Annotated in this window: 15 protein-coding genes; all 15 read left to right on the forward strand. The window is 63.9% G+C overall.

Annotated features, from left to right (window positions below):
- Positions 1-44: 44 nt before the first annotated feature.
- The gene (locus P272_RS0107025; RefSeq protein ID WP_029678830.1) at positions 45-875 is read left to right on the forward strand and encodes a PAC2 family protein; all 831 of its coding nucleotides are present in this window, start codon (positions 45-47) and stop codon (positions 873-875) included.
- 76 nt (positions 876-951) lie between these two features.
- Positions 952-2,997, forward strand: a complete 2,046-nt coding sequence (gene thrS / locus P272_RS0107030; RefSeq protein ID WP_029678831.1) for a threonine--tRNA ligase — start codon at positions 952-954, stop codon at positions 2,995-2,997.
- Positions 2,998-3,000: 3 nt separating this feature from the next.
- Positions 3,001-3,675 carry a phosphatidylinositol phosphate synthase gene (pgsA, locus tag P272_RS0107035; protein ID WP_029678833.1) on the forward strand — a complete coding sequence of 225 codons (675 nt, stop codon included), beginning with the start codon at positions 3,001-3,003 and terminating at the stop codon, positions 3,673-3,675.
- Between the two features lie 4 nt (positions 3,676-3,679).
- The gene (locus tag P272_RS0107040) at positions 3,680-4,690 is read left to right on the forward strand and encodes a phosphatidylinositol mannoside acyltransferase (protein WP_029678834.1); all 1,011 of its coding nucleotides are present in this window, start codon (positions 3,680-3,682) and stop codon (positions 4,688-4,690) included.
- Entirely contained in the window at positions 4,665-5,948 is a 1,284-nt protein-coding gene (locus tag P272_RS0107045; protein WP_029678836.1) for a glycosyltransferase family 4 protein, read from the forward strand. The genes P272_RS0107040 and P272_RS0107045 overlap by 26 nt, the downstream gene beginning before the upstream one ends.
- 61 nt (positions 5,949-6,009) lie before the next feature.
- The gene (locus P272_RS0107050; protein WP_029678838.1) at positions 6,010-6,765 is read left to right on the forward strand and encodes a YebC/PmpR family DNA-binding transcriptional regulator; all 756 of its coding nucleotides are present in this window, start codon (positions 6,010-6,012) and stop codon (positions 6,763-6,765) included.
- Positions 6,766-6,769: 4 nt separating this feature from the next.
- Entirely contained in the window at positions 6,770-7,351 is a 582-nt protein-coding gene (gene ruvC, locus P272_RS0107055; RefSeq protein ID WP_029678839.1) for a crossover junction endodeoxyribonuclease RuvC, read from the forward strand.
- Positions 7,352-7,393: 42 nt separating this feature from the next.
- Positions 7,394-8,005, forward strand: a complete 612-nt coding sequence (ruvA, locus tag P272_RS0107060) for a Holliday junction branch migration protein RuvA (protein ID WP_029678841.1) — start codon at positions 7,394-7,396, stop codon at positions 8,003-8,005.
- Positions 8,006-8,008: 3 nt separating this feature from the next.
- Positions 8,009-9,085, forward strand: a complete 1,077-nt coding sequence (gene ruvB / locus P272_RS0107065) for a Holliday junction branch migration DNA helicase RuvB (RefSeq protein ID WP_029678843.1) — start codon at positions 8,009-8,011, stop codon at positions 9,083-9,085.
- 66 nt (positions 9,086-9,151) lie between these two features.
- Complete coding sequence (locus P272_RS0107070; RefSeq protein ID WP_052323230.1) at positions 9,152-9,730, forward strand: preprotein translocase subunit YajC; 579 nt, start codon at positions 9,152-9,154, stop codon at positions 9,728-9,730.
- A gap of 108 nt (positions 9,731-9,838) precedes the next feature.
- A complete protein-coding gene (locus P272_RS0107075) occupies positions 9,839-10,423 on the forward strand; it encodes an adenine phosphoribosyltransferase (RefSeq protein ID WP_029678845.1) in 585 nt (194 codons plus the stop codon).
- A 22-nt stretch (positions 10,424-10,445) separates the two neighbouring features.
- The gene (gene sucC / locus P272_RS0107080; RefSeq protein ID WP_029678846.1) at positions 10,446-11,660 is read left to right on the forward strand and encodes an ADP-forming succinate--CoA ligase subunit beta; all 1,215 of its coding nucleotides are present in this window, start codon (positions 10,446-10,448) and stop codon (positions 11,658-11,660) included.
- Entirely contained in the window at positions 11,657-12,580 is a 924-nt protein-coding gene (gene sucD / locus P272_RS0107085) for a succinate--CoA ligase subunit alpha (RefSeq protein WP_029678847.1), read from the forward strand. The genes sucC and sucD overlap by 4 nt, the downstream gene beginning before the upstream one ends.
- Positions 12,577-13,953 (forward strand): cell division protein PerM, encoded by a 1,377-nt coding sequence (locus P272_RS0107090; protein ID WP_052323231.1) that lies wholly within the window; start codon positions 12,577-12,579, stop codon positions 13,951-13,953. Before sucD ends, P272_RS0107090 begins: the two co-directional genes overlap by 4 nt.
- A 52-nt stretch (positions 13,954-14,005) precedes the next feature.
- Positions 14,006-15,607: a bifunctional phosphoribosylaminoimidazolecarboxamide formyltransferase/IMP cyclohydrolase gene (gene purH / locus P272_RS0107095; protein ID WP_029678849.1), complete on the forward strand. Its 1,602-nt coding sequence runs from the start codon at positions 14,006-14,008 to the stop codon at positions 15,605-15,607.
- Positions 15,608-15,716: the final 109 nt, after the last annotated feature.

Consider the following 15,716-nt stretch of genomic DNA (forward strand, 5'->3'; position numbering starts at 1 on the left):
CAAAGCCGCGCAATACAAGGCTTCCTACCGGTAGGGTGAGAGGTATGAGTGAAGAAGCCAGGCAGCACTGCACCATGGTGGCCGCCTTCGATGGCTGGAACGATGCGTGCTCAGCCTCGACCAACGTCATCCGCCACCTGTTGAACGTCTACGAGTCCCACGAGATCGGCAGCATTCCGGGCGACGGGTTCTATGACTACCAGATGTCACGGCCCATGCTCTGCCATGTGCAGGGTAGGCGGCGGATCATCTGGCCCTCCACCAAGATCTACCGGGTGCAGATTGATGACACCCACACCCTCCTGCTGGAGATGGGCCCGGAGCCCAACTACCACTGGAGTGACTTCTGCCGGCGCAGCATCCACTGGGCCGAAGACGATGAGGCCGAGGCCGTCATCACCCTGGGCGCCATGTTTGCCGACTGCCCCCACACCAGGCCCCTGCCCATCGATGACCTGGCCGGCGACCAGCCCAAGACCGACACCGACGGCCACTCCGGCCCCATAGGCATCCCCACCGTCCTGGATGCCCTGGCCACACAGGACGGCTACAGCACCGAGTCCATCTGGGTCTCCGTGCCCCAGTACCTGGGTAGCGACGAGTGCGCCCAGGGCACCCTGCAGCTGCTGCAAAGGCTCTCGGCCATGCTTGGCGTTCACCTTGACGAGGGGGAGCTGCCTCGCAAGGCTGCCGAGTGGAAGGCCCAGGCCGGAATGCTGCTGCGCTGCAACGACGACCTGGCCAACTACGTCCACCGTCTGGAGATGGATGTCGACCAGGCCCAGGTGGACGAGCCGGCCGCCGAAGAGCTGGTCCGTGAGGCCGAGGATTATCTGCGCTCCATGGGCAACAAAGGCCCCTCCTTGTCTGAGTGACGACCTAGGCTGTGGCACGATAACCATGTCCAGCCTGCACCCTGTAACGCGGGCTCCGATAGCAAGGACGGCATTCATGACACAGTCGAGCATCTCCATCATCGTCAAGGGCGAACGGAAGGAGGTGGCGGCGGATCAGACTGGCGTCCAGCTTTTTGCTGACGACAAGGACATCATCGCCGTCGACCTCAACGGGCAGCCCCGCGACCTCTATACACCCCTGCACGAAGGCGACAAGGTCGAGCCCATCACGCTGGAGAGCGACCAGGGACTGGCCATCATGCGGCACTCGGCCACCCACGTCATGGCCCAGGCCGTCCAGGAGATCCGTCCGGACGCCAAGCTGGGCATCGGTCCGGTCATCAAGGACGGCTTCTACTACGACTTCGACGTGGACAAGCCCTTCACCCCCGACGACCTTAAGCAGATCGAGCAGCGGATGAAGCGGATCATCAAGTCCTCCCAGAGCTTCCGCCGGCGCGTGGTCACCGAGGAGGAGGCCCGCAAGGAGGAGGCCGACCAGCCCTACAAGCTGGAGTTGATCGGGGCCAAGGAAGCCGAGATCAACAGCGAGGAGGCCACCGAGGTGGCCACCGGCGGCGAGCTGACCATGTATGACAACCTGGACCGCGAGGGCAACACGGTCTGGAAGGATCTCTGCCGGGGCCCGCACCTGCCCAACACCCGCTACATTCGCTGCTTCAAGCTCATGCGCACGGCCGCCGCCTACTGGCGCGGGGATGAGAAGAACCCCATGCTCCAGCGCATCTACGGCACCGCCTGGGCCAACAAGGACGACATGAAGGCCTACACCGCCCGTCTTGAGGAGGCCGCCCGACGCGACCACCGCAAGCTGGGCGCCGAGATGGATCTCTTCTCCTTCCCGGACGAGATCGGGCCCGGCCTGCCCGTCTTCCACCCCAAGGGCGCGGCCGTCATCAACGCCATGGAGGACTACTCCCGGCAGATGCACCGGCGCAACGGCTACTCCTTCGTGCAGACCCCGCACATCACCAAGGGCCACCTCTACGAGATCTCGGGCCACCTGCAGTGGTACAAGGACGGCATGTACCCGCCCATGCACCTGGACGAGGAGAAGGACGCCAACGGCAAGGTGACCCGCCAGGGCTTCGACTACTACCTGAAGCCCATGAACTGCCCCATGCACAACCTGATCTTCAAGTCCCGGCAGCGCTCCTACAAGGAACTGCCCCTGAGGCTGTTCGAGTTCGGCACCGTCTACCGCTACGAGAAGTCCGGCGAGGTCCACGGCCTGACCCGTGTGCGCGGCCTGACCCAGGACGACTCCCACATCTACTGCACCCGGGACCAGATGAAGGGTGAGCTGACCAACCTGCTCCAGTTCGTGCTCAAGGTGCTCAAGGACTTCGGCCTCAACGACTTCTACCTGGAGCTGTCCACCAAGGATCCCAACAAGTTCGTCGGCTCCGACGAGGTCTGGGAGGAGGCCACCAACACCCTGGCCGAGGTGGCCAAGGACTCCGGGCTGGAGCTGGTTGACGACCCCGAGGGCGCCGCCTTCTACGGGCCCAAGATCTCCGTGCAGGCACGGGATGCCATCGGGCGCACCTGGCAGGTCTCCACCATTCAGCTGGACTTCAATCTGCCAGAGCGCTTCCAGCTGGAGTACATCGCCGCCGACGGCTCCCACCAGCGGCCGGTCATGATCCACCGGGCCCTCTTCGGCTCCATCGAGCGCTTCTTCGCCATCCTGCTGGAGCATTACGCCGGCGCCTTCCCGGCCTGGCTGGCCCCGGTCCAGGTGCAGGCCGTGCCCGTGGCCGACGAGTTCGCCCCCCATCTGGAGCACCTGCTGGACCAGCTGCGCGACGACATGGTTCGTTGCGAGATCGACCGCTCCGACGATCGATTCGGCAAGAAGATCCGCAACGCGGCCAAGTCCAAGGCCCCCTTCATCCTGATCGCCGGCGAGGAGGACGTCTCCAAGAACGCGGTCTCCTTCCGCTTCCGCGATGGCAGCCAGCTCAATGGTGTGCCCGTGGAGCAGGCCCGCGCCTGGATCAATGAGGCCATCAAGGTCCGCGCCCAGATCAACTCGGCAGACGACTTCCGAGCGAACACCTCCTGCAGTCAGGACTGACCAATGTTCGAGCATCTACGGCGCCCCTGGAAGCGCATCATCGCCCCCATCGCCCGCGGCCTGGTTCGTCTGGGCGTGAGCGCCAACGGTGTCACCATCAGCGGAGCCGTAGGCACCACACTGGTAGCCATCCTGACCGGGTTCACCGGCTGGCTTCTGCCTGGGGCCATCGTCCTGGCCATCCTGGTGGCCTTCGACTCCCTGGATGGTTCCGTGGCCGCGCTGACCGGCGGTGGCACGCAGTTCGGGGGCTTCCTGGACTCCACCCTTGACCGGATTGCGGACTGGGCCGTCCTGACCGGGGTCATCATCTACCTGCGCCGTCACGAGCTGGCCTGGGTGGCTGATGGCAGCCACCAGGGTCCCGACATCTGGGCCCAGGTGGGCATGGCTGCAGCACTCTTCGCCATCATGACCTCCTTCGTCACCTCCTACGCCCGGGCCCGGGCCGAAGCGGAGGGCTTCGAGGCCAAGAACGGCATCGCCACCAGGTCCGACCGGCTGGTCATCATTCTGGTGGGCATGGCCCTGACCGGGGCCGGGCTGCCCCTGGCCGTGCTCAGCTGCTTCCTGGTACTGCTGGCCCTGCTGGGCGTCGTCACTGTCTGGCAGCGGATCAGCCACGTGGCCAAGGACATGAGCCGTAACCCGCAGCCTGCCAACCCCAACCACGAGTGAGCCTATGCCGGATCGACTGCTCATCTTTCTGGCGCAGCACGCGCGTCTGGTGCCCGAGAGGCTGTTGCGCGGCCTCTTCCTGGTGGCAGCCGACCTCTGCTGGCTCTTCCGGATAGGCGGCGTCAGACAGCTGGAGCGCAACCTGGCCCATGTCATGCCAGAGGCCGACCGTCGTAGTCTGAGGTGCACCTCGCGCCAGGGTATGCGCTCCTACTTCGTCTACTTCGTCGAGGCCTTGACTGTGGGAGCCCGCACGAAGGAGCAGCTGCTGGCGCGCATACACGGTGGCGGCAACGCCTACCCGGCTCCGGCCAAGACCGACATCAGCCTACGCTCCCTGCCCATAGGCATGGGCCACCAGGGCAACTGGGACTATGCAGGCTTCTGGGCCTGCTCCACGGTCGGTCAGGTCACCACGGTGGCCGAGCGGCTAAGAGACCAGGGGATGCTCAACACCTTTGCGGACATCCGTCGCCGCCTGGGTATGAACATCCTGCTGACCGGCGAGCCGGACATCACCGGCCGTCTGACAACCCTGCTGCGGGAGCCTGACCAGGTGGTGCCCCTGCTGGCCGACCGCGACCTGAGTCGCCGAGGCGTCTTCGTCAAGGCCTTCGACTCCTGGATTCGCGTGGCCGCAGGTCCTGCCGTCATCGCCCTGGATGCCCGTCTGCCCCTCTATACCGTGAACATGCACAGGGAAAGGCTGACGGGGGAGCGCCGGCGTCAAGCCAAGACCCCCTACGGATATGTCTGCCAGGTGGACGGGCCAATCGCCATCGAACCCTACCTGGACATGCCCCGGGAGCAGGCCATCAACGACCTGACCCAGGCCTGGGTGGACCAGTGGGCCCAGGGCATTCGCGAGCACCCCGAGGACTGGCACATGCTCCAGCCGATTTTCCTCGAGGATCTGGATCTTTCCCGGATGCACGACCTGCCGGACTTCATCCTGGCCCAGGCATCCAAGGACAAGGGAGGTGACGGGCATGAAGGCACCCGAGCAAAGGCCTGAGCAGACAGAACGGGACGCCATCAAGGCGCCTCTGCGGGTGGGGATCATCTCGCCCTATTCCTTCGAGACCCCGGGCGGCGTCCAACTGCACATCCGCGACTTCGCCAGGCATCTTATGGACCGTGGCCACCAGGTGCAGGTTCTGGCCCCGGGCCGACGCACCCAGGACATGCCCCTCTGGGTGCAGACCACCGGCTCCTCCTTCTCCATTCCCTACAACGGATCCGTGGCCAACCTGAGCTACTTCGGCGTGGCCGGTCACAAGACCCGTCAGTGGGTCAGGCAGGGCCACTTCGACATCCTGCACCTGCACGAGCCCGAGGTGCCCTCCCTGAGCCACAAGCCCTTGAGGCCCGGCTTCATTCCCTGCCCCTATGTAGCCACCTTCCATGCGGCCTTCGATTCGACCCCGCTGGCCCTGAGGCTGACCAGGCGCTACCTGCGCCGATACCTGGCCAACATCAGCCAGGCCATCTTCGTCAGCCCCTCGGCCATGCAGAACGCCAAGAATCTGCTGGAGCCGGGCATACCCAGCCAGATCATCCCCAACGGCATCGAGACCAGTGCCCTGCGCAATGCCCGGCCACGCCCGGAATGGCAGGGGAGCGAGCGGGAACCCACCATCGGATTCCTGGGACGGATGAAGGAGGAGCGCAAGGGGTTCAAGATTCTGGCCCAGGCCGCACCTGCCATTCTGCAGCGCGTGCCTGGAGCCCGCTTCCTGTGTGCGGGAGACGGCCAGGGGGAGGCTCGGAAGATACTCGAGGCCGTCGATCCCGGATTGGCCCGGCACTTCACCTTCCTGGGTCGGATCAGCGACGAGGACAAGGCCTCCTTCTACCACAGCCTGGGCCTGTATGTAGCCCCGCAGACTGGGGGCGAGAGCTTTGGCATCGTGCTGGTCGAGGCCATGGCGGCAGGATGCCCGGTGGTGGCCTCGGACCTGCCAGCCTTTAAGGATGTCTCCCAGAACGGGCGCAGTGCGCGTCTGTTCGCCACCGGAAACCCCCAGGACTGCGCCCGGGTGGTTCTGGACCTGCTTGATGACCGATCTGCCCGCCTGAACCTGGCCTCGTGCGGAATGCGTCGGGCCAGCGACTATGACTGGGAGCGGGTCACCGACCAGGTTCTGGATGTCTATGCCCGGGCCCTGGCAGCCCGACCCGATCATCGCCGTGGACTGCTGGGCAGGCTGGTGGGCCGGAAGGCTGGTTCTCCTTACGATGAAGCCCCCACGGAAGGGCCTGAAAACCCGTAAAATTGTCGAAGAGCAGAACTAGAATTCCATTCGTTTACGTATTCGTACCGTCAGGAGACATATGTCAGGGCATTCGAAGTGGGCGACCACCAAGCACAAGAAAGCAGCCATCGACGCCAAGCGTGGCAAGCTCTTCGCCAAGCTGATCAAGAACATCGAGATCGCTGCCCGTACCGGCGGCGGTGACCCCGACGGCAACCCCACCCTCTACGACGCCATCGTCAAGGCCAAGAAGTCCTCCGTGCCCGCGGACAACATCACCAGGGCCGTCAAGCGCGGCTCGGGCGAGGAGGCCGGAGCGGCCAACTATGAGAGCATCGTCTACGAGGGCTACGCTCCTGCCGGCGTGGGCATCATCATCGAGTGCCTGACCGATAACCGCAACCGTGCGGCCGCCGAGGTCCGTTCCACCCTGACCAAGGGCGGTGGCTCCCTGGCCCAGAACGGGTCGGTCAGCTTCAACTTCGAACGCAAGGGCCAGATCATCGTCCCCTCGGAGGGTCTGGACTACGATACGGTCTTCGAAAAGGCCGCCGAGGCCGGTGCCGAGGACGTGCAGGACAACGGCGACAGCTACACCGTGCTGACTGCCCCCGGTGACATGGTCACCGTCCGTAAGGCCCTGCAGGATGCCGGCATGGACTACGACTCCGCCGACCTGGTCCTCAACCCCAAGAGCGAGGTCACCCTGGACCTGGACTCCGCCCGCAAGGTCTCCAAGCTGATCGACAACCTGGACGACCTGGACGACGTGCAGGAGATCTACAGCAACTGGACCGCCCCCGACGAGGTCATGGCCCAGTTGGACGACGAGTGACCTTATGATCGTTCTCGGCGTCGATCCGGGGCTCACCCGATGCGGCGTTGGCGTTATTGAAGCCGGTGCATCGCGCCGGCTTTCCTTTGTTCATGTGGATGTCGTGCGCTCAGACCCCGAACAGAGCCAGGACCTGCGTCTACTGACCATCTACCAGGGGCTGACGGCCGCCCTGGACCGTTTCAGCCCAGACGTGGTGTCCATTGAGCGGGTCTTCGCCCAGTCCAATCACAACACCGTGTTGGGAACCGCCCAAGCGGCCGGACTGGCCATGCTGGGGGCGGCGCAGCGGGGGATTCCCGTGGCCCTGCATACACCTACCGAGGCCAAGATGGCCGTGACAGGCAACGGCCAGGCAGACAAAATTCAGGTGCAGCGGATGGTGGCCCGCATTCTTGGGCTCAACCAGTTGCCCAAGCCCGCCGATGCAGCCGATGCTCTGGCGCAGGCGATTTGCCATGCCTTAAGGCCTGCCGGGGCCATCCAGGGCGGAGAGCGCGAGGAGCATCTGACCCAGGCCCAGCGTCAGTGGGCCGAAGCCTCCGCTAGGTACGGCAAGCATCGGGGAGTCCAGCGAGACATGTAAGCTGATTCGAACAGACGTTCGAATTCATTGAGGGGTGATCAAGTGCTGGCAATGCTGACCGGGCGGGTGGCCGCCATCGAAACAGGCTCTGCCGTCATTGATGTTTCGGGGGTGGGTTTCGAGGTGCGCATGCCTCAGTCGGATCTGGCCTCCATGCGGGCCGAGTCCACGGTCACCGTCTACACGGCCTTGTCCCTGACCCAGGATGCGCTGACCCTCTACGGGTTTCTCAGTCGCACCTCCAAATCCCTCTTCGCCCAGCTGCAGAAGGTCAGCGGCATCGGACCTCGCGTGGCCTTGTCCATCCTCGCCACCCTGAACTCGGACCAGCTGGCCCAGGCCGTGGCTGACGGCGATGCTGCGGCCCTGTCCCGTGCACCGGGTCTGGGCAAGAAGGGCGCTCAGAAGATCATCCTCGAACTCTCCGGCAAGCTGGATTTGGATGCCGGCGCAAGCAGACAGGGACCCGCTCAGACCGACGATGGCGCCCACCAGGTGGTTGAGGGACTGATCTCCCTGGGCTGGTTGCAGCGTGATGCCGAGCAGGCCGTGGAGCAGACCTGCAACGAGGGCGGCTACACCCTGCCACTACAGTCGGCCGACATTCCCAAGGTGCTCAAGCAGGCCCTTACCCGGCTGGACAGGGGGCGCTGACCCATGGCTAAAAAGCAGATCTCTACGGGATACATCGACTCCCAGAATGGCGACGCCCAGGAGGAATCCCTGCGGATGGTCTCGGCCAGGCCCATCGAAGGCGAGCCTGTCAGCGACGAGGAGCTGCGTCCTGAAACCCTGGACGGGTTCATCGGCCAGCCCCGGCTCAAGGCCCAGCTTGGGCTCTTCCTGGAGGCCGCCAAAAAGCGGGACGTGGCCCCGGACCACATCCTGCTGGCAGGCCCTCCAGGCCTGGGCAAGACCACCCTTGCCATGATCGTCGCCCATGAGCTGGAGGTACCCATCCGCGTTACTTCGGGACCGGCTGTCCAGCACGCCGGCGATCTGGCCTCCATCCTGAGCTCTCTGGAGGCCGGCGAGGTGCTCTTCATAGACGAGATCCACCGTCTGCCCAGAGCCGCCGAGGAGCTGCTCTACATCGCCATGGAGGATTTCCGTGTGGATGTCATGGTGGGCAAGGGTCCAGGAGCCTCCTCCATTCCGCTGACCCTGCCCAGGTTCACGGTCATCGGCGCCACCACCCGTGAAGGCATGCTGCCCTCACCCCTGCGGGCCCGTTTCGGCTTCACCGCCCACTTGGACTTCTACCCGGAGGAGGAGCTGGAGAAGCTGGTCGAGCGGTCGGCCAAGGTCCTGGGCATCGTCCTGCGGGATGACGCCGCCCATCAGCTGGCCCTGCGCTCCCGCGGCACGCCCAGGATCGCCAACCGCTTGTTGCGCCGTGTGCGCGACTGGGCCATAGTCCACGATCTTCCCGAGGTTGGCCCTGAAGATGTCAAGCAGGCCCTGGCCCTCTACCAGATTGACTCCGAGGGGCTGGATCGTCTGGATCTGGCCGTGCTCAAGGCCATCGTCGACAGTTTCGACGGCGGACCCGTGGGCCTGAACAATCTGGCCGCCATGGTGGGCGAGGAGGCCGAGACAGTAGAGACAGTCTGCGAGCCCTACCTGGTGCGCGAAGGCTTCCTGGTGCGCACCCCAAAGGGACGTGTGGCCACCTCCAAGGCCTGGGAGCACTTGGGCCGCAAACCGCCCGAGGATGTCATGAAGCTGTTCTAGACTGGGGTCTTCGCAGCAATGTATATCGCCGTTTGATACCCGTCGAAACAAGGAGTGGAAACAACCATGGGATCCATGATTTTCATGATCGTCATCATCGCCCTGATGATCGCCATGATGTGGGGAAGCTCCCGCAAGAGCAAGCAACAGCAGGAAGCCATCCGGGACTTCCGCCAGTCCCTGCAGCCCGGTGACGAGGTGGCCACCACCCAAGGTCTCCTGGGCAAGATTGTCTCCGTGGACCTGGAGAAGGAGCAGGTGGTTATCGACTCCGAGGGTTCGCTGTCCCGCTGGCGCATCCAGGCCATCACCAAGCCCCCCATCGTACCCGCCTACATCCACGACGACGAGGTTGACGAAAACGGCAACCCCCTGCCCGAAAATGCGGATGCCCACGCCGAGGTCACCGCCGCTGAAGACGATGACAACGCCGACGACAATGCCGATGGCGAAGAAACCGCCGCTGACGATACTGCCACACAGAACTTCGCCGCCTCAGAGCCCGAGGATGAGGCTGAATCCAAGTCGGATTCCGAACCGGAGCCTGAAGACGAATCAGACAAGGCCAAGACTGCGGAGAAGTCGGATGACGCTGACGAATCCGATGCTTCCAAGGCTTCAGATTCGACTTCCGCCAAGTCCTGAACCTTATACGCGCGCCACACCTTCCGTCAGGCTGACTCTGAACGGAAACGCGGCGCGCGTATGATGGCCCCGGCAACCACTTCCAAAGAGCAAGACAGAAAGAAGATCATGGCTCAATCGGACGATATCAAGGTTGGAGAACTTAAGCAGGTCGGCGATGATGACGCCGCTTATCTGATCTCATTGATCCGTACCATTCCGGACTTTCCCAAGAAGGGGATCCTTTTCAGGGACTTTATCCCGGCCATGTCGGATCCCAAGGGATTGGCCATCATCCTCGACGCCATGAAGCGCACCTTACCCGTGAAGCCAGAGGACTTCGACCTGGTAGCCGGCCTTGAGGCACGCGGCTTTCTGATTGGTCCCCAGCTGGCCACCGATTTGGGCAAGGGCTTCCTGCCCATGCGCAAGGCCGGAAAGCTCCCTGCCCCCACCTACAGCCAGGAATACGCCCTCGAATACGGCAACGCCCGCATCGAAATCGAGCAGGGCTGCCTCAAACCAGGCCAGCGAGTCCTGATAGTGGACGATCTGATCGCCACCGGCGGTTCTGCTCAGGCGGCTGCACGTCTGGTGGAGCAGGCCGGAGGCCAGGTGGCTGGTTTCAGCTTCGTCATGGAGCTCAACGGTCTCGACGGCCGAAAGGCCCTCGGTGCCTACCCGGTCACCTGCCTGATGAACATGCCCGCCTGAGCACGATTGGGGGACTTTCACCATGGATTTGTACGAATACCAGGCCAGGCAACTGCTCGCTGAACATGGCATCTCCCAGCCCAGGGCCGTCTATGCCTCAACCGCAGAAGAAGCCGGCCAGGCGGCCGACGTCATCGGCTACCCCTGCATGATCAAGGGCCAGGCCACCATCGGCCACAGAGGCCAGGCGGGAGCGGTCAAGCGAGCCGAGAATCACGAGCAGGCCGTGGCCTTGGCTCAGGCCATCCTGCCCATGAACATCGACGGCCATCCGGTCAGCGGGATTCTGGTCACCGAGGCCCGCAACATCCTGCACGAGTACTACCTGTCCATCTCAGTGGATCGCACCTCCCGGGACTACGATGTTCTGGCCACGGCCAGCGGCGGCACCGAGGTTGAGACCATAGCCCGCGAGCATCCCGAATCAATCCGGCGCTTGCATATCGGCCCATTGGAGGACTTCGACAGACGGGCCGCCCGCACCATGGCCGAGCGCATCGGCTTCTACCATGCCGATCTGGAGCAGGCTGCGCAGATACTTCTGGGTATGTGGCACACCTTCCAGGACAGCGATGCGACCCTGGTCGAGATCAACCCCCTGGCCAAGGTGGGCGATCCGGACGACGAAGCCACCAAGCACCTGGATGCCCTCGATGCCAAGATTTCCCTGGATGGGAACGCAGCCTTCCGGCACGACGGCTGGAAGCGCTTCACGGACCCGGCTCAGGTTGACCCACTGGAAGCCAAAGCCAAGGCCGCGGGCCTGCACTACGTTCATCTGGACGGTCAGGTGGGCGTCATCGGCAATGGCGCAGGACTGGTCATGAGCTCCTTGGATGCGGTCGCCGGATCGGGACGCCGACAGGGCGTTCCTATCGGGCCGGCCAACTTCCTTGACATCGGCGGCGGAGCCTCGCCCGAAGTCATGCGCACCAGCCTGGACGTGGTCCTTTCCGATCCCAAGGTCCGTTCGGTCATGGTCAATGTCTATGGAGGCATCACCTCCTGCAAGCAGGTGGCCCAGGGCATCCTGGCCGCCGTGGACGCTGAAGGCAAGCAAGACCAGAACGACGACCGGCCCATCGTGGTCCGCTTCGACGGCAATGAGGCTGCCGAGGGACTGGACCTGCTGGCCAAGGCCCAACAGCCTCGGCTCAAGGTGGCCCGCACCATGGAGGAGGCGGCGGACCAGGCCGTGGCTCTGGCCGCTCAGGCAGGAAAGGAGACGGGACGATGACCCTCTTCGTTGAAGACGGCGCCCCCGTCATGGTTCAGGGCATGACCGGTCACCAGGGCATGGTCCATACAACCCGCATGATGGCGGCCGGTACCAACATCGTGGCCGGAGTCAACGCCCGCAAGGCTGGAATGACGGTAGATTTCGACGGTCCGGACGGCCAGGCCCGTCATGTGCCCGTATACGCCGACTGTGCAGCCGCTCGACAGGCGACCGGAGCCCGCACCTCCGTGGTCTTCGTTCCGCCCAGGTTCGCCAAGGATGCCATGGTCGAGGCCATCGAGGCCGGCATCACCCTGATCGTGGTTATCACCGAGGGCATTCCCGTAGCCGATACCGCCTACTGCGTTGCCCTGGCAAAGGAACACGGCTGCCGCATCGTCGGCCCCAACTGCCCGGGACTGATGACCATGTCCGATCGGCCCAACGGCGTCGGCGTGGACCTGGGCATCATCCCGCAGGGCATCGCCGGTCGCGGCCCGCTGGGACTGGTCTCCAAGTCCGGCACACTGACCTATCAGCTCATGGGAGAGTTGTCCTCCATCGGCTTCACCGCCTGCCTGGGCATCGGCGGCGACCCCATTGTGGGCACCACCATGTTGGAGGCCTTGCAGGCCTTCAACCGCGATCCTGAGACCAAGGCCTGCGTCATGATCGGCGAGATTGGCGGTTCGGCTGAGCAGGAGGCCGCCCACTGGGCCTCCACCCACATGACCAAGCCCATCGTGGCCTATATCGCCGGTTTCACCGCCCCGGAGGGCAAGCAGATGGGCCATGCCGGAGCCATCATCTCGGGCGGCAAGGGTACGGCCGCCGACAAGAAGGAAGTGCTTGAGTCCGTCGGCATCAAGGTGGGCACCACACCCGGCGAGACGGCCCGACTGACCCGCGAACTGCTGCGGGAGCATGCCATCATATGACCGACAGGGTGAAAGCATGGCTCCGGGGGGCCCTAGAGGCCTTCCTAGCCATGCTTATCTACACCGTCGCCCTCGGTGCCTGCATGGCCCTGCTCCTGCTCGTTATTTCCATTGAGGAGGGCGGGCCTTCCCTGTCCATGGCCACTGTGGCCCTGACGGAAACCATCACCCTGCTCACTCAGGGCTGCGGGTTCACGGCCGGGGCCCTGACCCTGACCGTCATCCCCCTGTTGCTGACCGGCCTGCTGATTTGGATGATTCGCTCCCTGGTCAGTCGGCTTGGCATGTCCGTCGGTGGTTGCATTGCCGGCCTGGTCGTCTGGGTGCTGTGCAACCTCATTCTCATGCAGGGCAGCCAGACCATCCAGGTAGACACTACCCCGGTCATTCTTCTGCGGACCAGCCTGGTCTTCCTATTGGGTTACGGCTGGGCCTGGGTCCGCTCTGAACCGTTCCGCCAGGCTCTTGCCAAACGAATCAAAGAGGCCGTGCCTGTTCAGGTTCGCAGAACCATTCGGCTCGGGCTCACGACCGGTTTGATCCTACTGGCTGCCATGCTGGCCGCCGGCCTGATGGCCCTGATTGTATGGATCGCCCTCTACCACGGAGACGTGGGCCGCCTGTTCAAACTGACGCGTATGGGTACCGCCTCGGCTGTAACGACCAGCCTGGCCTCCCTGGCCTGGCTGCCCAACCTGATTATCTGGGCCGCCTCCTGGCTCTTCGGAAACGGTTTCAACATAGGCAGTCTGGCGACCTTCACCCTCTGGTCGGGCCACGCATCCAGTCTGCCCTCACTGCCCCTCTTTGGGCTGTTCCCAGAGCCGGTTTCCCAGCAGGAGGTTCGTCTGCTCCTGCTCAACATTCCTCTGCTGGCCGGCGTGGTTGCCGGAATTCTGCTACTGACCGGGCCATGGGGGGTCAGAATTCACGCTGCCGTGCACCAAGCAGGGCTGAAATCCCGAGATACGGCAGTTTGCTTCCTGATGGCAACCCTGTCCATGGCCCTGACCTGGCTGGTCACCCTGCTCGGCCTTGCCCTGCTTTTCCAGATATCCAACGGGGCCCTGGGCCGCCAGCGACTGACCGGAGTGGGCGTGCCCATAGCCTCTTCCCTGCGAATGATCGGAACCTCCCTGGGGGTCGGCCTGCTGGGAGTGTGGCTACTGGCACTCGTCATAGCCGCCCTGGTCATTATCAAGGATGCCCTGGTTGACTATCTGCGCCAGGCAGGTGACAAAAAGACTTCCGCCCAGGCGGAAAACAAGGAAAAACACAACCTATCACGCGGTCTGGAGAGAAAGGAGTCCAAGGCAACCGACCGAGCAGACACACCACGACAGGTTTCGTCCACCCGCAGACCAGGCAAGTAGGTCCGAAGGTGGCGGGGCGCCTCGGCATTCAAGCATAGGAGTAGGAGTTTCCATGGTCACCACGAATCGAACTATCAACCGAGCACTGGTCTCGGTCTACCACAAGCAGGGTCTTGAGGCCCTGGCATCGGCCTTCCGTCAGGCAGGCACCGAGGTCGTCTCCACCGGCAGCACCGCGAAGAAGCTGCAGGATCTGGGCGTCCAGGTCACCCCGGTGGAAAAGGTCACCGGTTTTCCGGAGAGTCTTGACGGCCGGGTCAAAACCCTGGATCCGCATATCCACGCCGGGCTGCTGGCCGACATGACCAATCCCGACCATGTCCAGCAACTCAAAGACTTGGGCATAGCCCCCTTCGACCTGGTGGTGGTCAACCTCTACCCCTTCGAGCAGACGGTCCTCGAGGGCGCCGATGCTGACCAGTGCCTGGAGCGCATCGACATCGGCGGCCCTGCCATGATCCGGGCCGCCGCCAAGAACCATGCCAGCGTGGCTGTGATCACCGACCCGGACGACTATGCCCTGGCAGCTGACCGCATCGCCTCCGGCACCGGTTTCAGCCTGGCCGAGCGCGGACGCCTGGCTGCCAAAGCCTTCGCCCTGACCGCTTCCTATGACGCGGCCATCGCCGAGTGGACCGCACGCACATGGGTTGACGACAAGCAGGACAAGGTCGAGGATCAGAAGCCAGCCCAGGCGCTGACGCGCACCTGGCGTCTGGCCAGCCAACTGCGCTACGGGGAGAACCCCCACCAGAAGGCCGCCCTCTACCTGGACCCACTGGATCGTGATGGTTTCGCCGCCGCAGAGCACCTGGGTGGGGCCAAGGAAATGAGCTACAACAACTACGTGGATGCGGATTCCGCCTGGCGCTCGGTCTGGGACTTCCCCGACCTGCCCGCAGTGGCCGTGGTCAAGCACTCCAACCCCTGCGGTCTGGCCGTGGGGGAGGACATCGCCCAGGCCCACCGTCGCGCCCACGCCTGCGATCCCATGAGCGCCTATGGCGGGGTCATCGCCGCCAACCGTACGGTCACCCTGACCATGGCCCAGCAGATCAAGCCGGTCTTCACCGAGGTGATTGTGGCTCCAAGCTATGAGCCCGAGGCCCTGGACCTGCTGCGGACCAAGAAGAACCTGCGCATCCTGTCCGTGCAACGCCGCCCACGTCAGCGCCCGATCATCCGTCAAATCGACGGGGGAGCCTTGGTACAGACGCCCGACCTGATCGACGCCCCGGGAGACGATCCCTCCACCTGGCGTCTGGTCTCCGGCAACCCGGCCGACCAGGCAACCATGGATGATCTGACCTTCGCCTGGCGGGCCATCCGCTCGGTCAAGTCCAACGCGGTGCTCCTGGCCAACCAGGGAGCCACCGTGGGCATCGGTATGGGCCAGGTCAACAGGGTGGACTCCAGCCACCTTGCAGTCGAACGTGCCAACACCCTGGACGAGGGCCGCAACCGGGCCAAAGGCTCGGTAGCCGCATCCGACGCCTTCTTCCCCTTCGCAGATGGTCTGGAGTATCTGATTCAGGCCGGCATCAGGGCCGTGGTGCAGCCGGGAGGCTCCATCCGTGATCCTGAGGTGATCAAGGCCGCCCAGGATGCTGATTTGACCATGTATCTGACCGGAACCCGCCACTTCTTCCACTGATAAAACCGGACCCCGCGGTCGAATGTCGCCCTGCGACAAATTCCTTGACCGCGGGGTCCAATGCGGTGATATGCTGAATGGACTGACCAGCGAAGATGCTGACTGGTTA

Origin of the sequence: Bifidobacterium sp. 7101, from assembly GCF_000499285.1 — a bacterium.
GTDB classification, from domain to species: domain Bacteria; phylum Actinomycetota; class Actinomycetes; order Actinomycetales; family Bifidobacteriaceae; genus Bombiscardovia; species Bombiscardovia apis_A.

Bases quoted from the DNA above. Each gene is read 5' to 3' on its own strand.
- P272_RS0107070 (WP_052323230.1), top strand. From the start codon at position 9,152: ATGGGATCCATGATTTTCATGATCGTCATCATCGCCCTGATGATCGCC.
- P272_RS0107050 (WP_029678838.1), top strand. From the start codon at position 6,010: ATGTCAGGGCATTCGAAGTGGGCGACCACCAAGCACAAGAAAGCAGCC.
- sucC (WP_029678846.1), top strand. From the start codon at position 10,446: ATGGATTTGTACGAATACCAGGCCAGGCAACTGCTCGCTGAACATGGC.
- P272_RS0107025 (WP_029678830.1), top strand. From the start codon at position 45: ATGAGTGAAGAAGCCAGGCAGCACTGCACCATGGTGGCCGCCTTCGAT.
- ruvB (WP_029678843.1), top strand. From the start codon at position 8,009: ATGGCTAAAAAGCAGATCTCTACGGGATACATCGACTCCCAGAATGGC.
- pgsA (WP_029678833.1), top strand. From the start codon at position 3,001: ATGTTCGAGCATCTACGGCGCCCCTGGAAGCGCATCATCGCCCCCATC.
- P272_RS0107040 (WP_029678834.1), top strand. From the start codon at position 3,680: ATGCCGGATCGACTGCTCATCTTTCTGGCGCAGCACGCGCGTCTGGTG.
- purH (WP_029678849.1), top strand. From the start codon at position 14,006: ATGGTCACCACGAATCGAACTATCAACCGAGCACTGGTCTCGGTCTAC.
- thrS (WP_029678831.1), top strand. From the start codon at position 952: ATGACACAGTCGAGCATCTCCATCATCGTCAAGGGCGAACGGAAGGAG.
- P272_RS0107075 (WP_029678845.1), top strand. From the start codon at position 9,839: ATGGCTCAATCGGACGATATCAAGGTTGGAGAACTTAAGCAGGTCGGC.
- P272_RS0107090 (WP_052323231.1), top strand. From the start codon at position 12,577: ATGACCGACAGGGTGAAAGCATGGCTCCGGGGGGCCCTAGAGGCCTTC.
- sucD (WP_029678847.1), top strand. From the start codon at position 11,657: ATGACCCTCTTCGTTGAAGACGGCGCCCCCGTCATGGTTCAGGGCATG.
- ruvC (WP_029678839.1), top strand. From the start codon at position 6,770: ATGATCGTTCTCGGCGTCGATCCGGGGCTCACCCGATGCGGCGTTGGC.
- P272_RS0107045 (WP_029678836.1), top strand. From the start codon at position 4,665: ATGAAGGCACCCGAGCAAAGGCCTGAGCAGACAGAACGGGACGCCATC.